This is a genomic window from Methylobacterium bullatum (genome assembly GCF_014845095.1).
Classification (GTDB): Bacteria; Pseudomonadota; Alphaproteobacteria; order Rhizobiales; family Beijerinckiaceae; genus Methylobacterium; species Methylobacterium bullatum.
Window position 1 is genome coordinate 1 of the sequence record NZ_NKUG01000287.1, and the last position, 2,482, is coordinate 2,482.

3 protein-coding genes are annotated in these 2,482 nt (G+C 67.8%); all 3 read left to right on the top strand.

The genetic code is table 11. The annotated features are described in order from the left end of the window. Window positions 1–72: 72 nt before the first annotated feature. The gene (locus tag MBTS_RS23165) at window positions 73–1,026 is read left to right on the top strand and encodes an ABC transporter permease (RefSeq protein WP_018043405.1); all 954 of its coding nucleotides are present in this window, start codon (window positions 73–75) and stop codon (window positions 1,024–1,026) included. Beyond that, window positions 1,026–1,955 (top strand): ABC transporter permease, encoded by a 930-nt coding sequence (locus MBTS_RS23170; RefSeq protein WP_056146716.1) that lies wholly within the window; start codon window positions 1,026–1,028, stop codon window positions 1,953–1,955. The genes MBTS_RS23165 and MBTS_RS23170 overlap by 1 nt, the downstream gene beginning before the upstream one ends. Further along, window positions 1,952–2,482 (top strand): ATP-binding cassette domain-containing protein (locus MBTS_RS23175; protein ID WP_192216594.1); only part of this gene is annotated, 531 nt, incomplete at its 3' end. The genes MBTS_RS23170 and MBTS_RS23175, both read left to right, overlap by 4 nt.

The following is a 2,482-nucleotide window of genomic DNA, read 5'->3' on the forward strand; positions in this document are numbered from 1 at the left end:
CCCCCACCTCCAACTCCTCCCCGCAAGGGGGAGGAGAGCCGCCACACTCGATTGAGGTCTCCGGATGCTCCCATGCTGAGCTTCATCCTCCGCCGCCTCCTCACCGTCACCCCGGTGGCGCTCGGTGTGAGCATCGTCTGCTTCTCGCTGGTACATCTGGCGGACGGCGATCCCCTCAGCTCCATCCTGCCGGTGGACGCCACCCAGGAGACGATCGATGCCATGCGGATCGCCTACGGCTACGACAAGCCGCTGCCGGTCCAGTACGCCCTGTGGCTGTGGAAGGTGCTCCACGGCGATCTCGGCACGTCCATCGCCACCGGCAGGCCGGTCCTGAGCGAGGTCGGTCGCGCCGTCGTCAACAGCCTGATCCTCGCCTCCGTGGCGACCTTGATCGGCTTCACCTTCGGTTGCCTGTTCGGTTTCGTCGCCGGCTATTTCCGCGATTCCGTGCTCGACCGGGCGGCCTCCGCCATCTCGGTCTTCGGTGTGAGCGTGCCGCATTACTGGCTCGGCATGGTCCTGGTGATCGTGTTCTCGGCCCAGCTCGGCTGGCTCCCCTCCACCGGCGCCGGCCCCGACGGGTCGGGCAACTGGAAGCCGGATCTCGAGCACCTGCGCTACATCATCCTGCCCGCCATCACGATGTCGGTGATCCCGATGGGCGTCATCGCCCGCACCGTCCGGGCGCTGGTGGGCGACATCCTCTCCCAGGATTTCGTCGGGGCGCTCAGGGCCAAAGGCCTCTCCGAATTCGGCGTGTTCAAGCACGTGGTGAAGAACGCCGCCCCCACCGCTCTCGCGATCATGGGGCTGCAGCTCGGCTACCTGCTCGGCGGCTCGATCCTGATCGAGACGGTGTTCGCCTGGCCCGGCACCGGATTCCTCCTCAACGCCGCGATCTTCCAACGCGACCTGCCGCTGCTGCAGGGCGCCATCCTTGTCCTGGCGATGTTCTTCGTCGCCCTCAACCTCATCGTCGACGTCGTGCAGACGGCGCTCGACCCGCGCATCGAGAGGGGCTGATGGCACTCGGGACCAGTCCGGCCGTATCGGCCATCGACATCGCCGGGGGCGCTCCCCCACTCACCTCGACGCCGGAGGCCTTCGTCGCCTCGCGCGGGTTCTGGGGCAACGTGCTGGCCAAGCTCCTGCGCGATCCCGTGGCGATGATCGCCGCCTTCGTCATCCTCGCCATCGTCGCCATCGCGCTGCTGTCGCCGTGGATCACGCCCATGGACCCGTATCGCGGCTCGATGGTGCGGCGGCTCAAGCCCGTGGGCGACGCCACATACATTCTCGGCTCGGACGAGCTCGGGCGCGACATGCTGAGCCGCCTGATGCTGGGCGGGCGCCTCTCCCTGTTCATCGGCGTCACGCCGGTGATCCTCGCCTTCCTCCTCGGTTCCAGCATCGGCATCCTCGCCGGCTATGTCGGCGGCTGGCTCAACACGGTGCTCATGCGCACCATCGACGTGTTCTTCGCCTTCCCCTCGGTGCTTCTGGCCATCGCCCTCTCCGGCGCACTGGGGGCGGGCGTGTTCAACTCCATCGTCTCGCTAACCTGCGTGTTCACCCCCCAGATCGCCCGCGTGGCCGAGAGCGTGACGACGCAGATCCGCTCACGCGACTATGTCGACGCCGCCCGCCTCTCCGGCGCCTCCACCCTGACGATCCTGCGCGCGCAGGTGCTCGGCAACGTGCTCGGACCGATCTTCGTCTATTCCACCAGCCTCATCAGCGTGTCGATGATCCTGGCCTCGGGCCTCTCCTTCCTCGGTCTCGGCGTGAAGCCGCCGGAGCCCGAATGGGGCCTGATGCTCAACACCCTGCGCACGGCGATCTACGTGAACCCGATGGTCGCCGCACTTCCGGGCCTCGCGATCTTCATCGTCTCGATCTCGTTCAACCTGTTCTCGGACGGCCTGCGTTCGGCAATGGAAGTGAAGTCATGAGCACGCCCATCGCGTCGAGCCCGCTCTCCTCCCGCGACCGGGGCGGCCCGGGCCAGCCGCTCCTCACCGTCGAGGGGCTGGTGAAGCATTTCCCGGTCAAGAAGGGGATCGGCGGCAAAAAGGCCGTCGTGCGCGCCGTGGACGGCGTCGATTTCGACATCAGGAAGGGCGAGACCCTGGGGGTCGTCGGCGAATCCGGCTGCGGCAAGTCCAGCACCGCCCGCCTCATCATGGGCCTGACCCAGCACGACAAGGGCGAGATGCTGTTCGACGGCGAGCGCATCGGCAGCCGGGCGCTGCCCCTGCGCGAGTTTCGCGCCCAGGCCCAGATGGTGTTCCAGGACAGCTACTCGTCGCTCAACCCGCGCATGACCATCGAAGGGTCCATCGCCTTCGGGCCACGGGTCCACGGCGTGCCCAAACGCCAGGCCATCGAGCGGGCGCGCAGCCTGCTCGCCCGTGTCGGCCTGGAACCGGCGCGCTTCGCCGCCCGCTATCCGCACGAACTGTCCGGCGGCCAGCGCCAG

Coding starts and splice junctions, on each gene's coding strand:
- MBTS_RS23165 (WP_018043405.1), top strand. CDS start 73: ATGCTGAGCTTCATCCTCCGCCGCCTCCTCACCGTCACCCCGGTGGCG.
- MBTS_RS23170 (WP_056146716.1), top strand. CDS start 1,026: ATGGCACTCGGGACCAGTCCGGCCGTATCGGCCATCGACATCGCCGGG.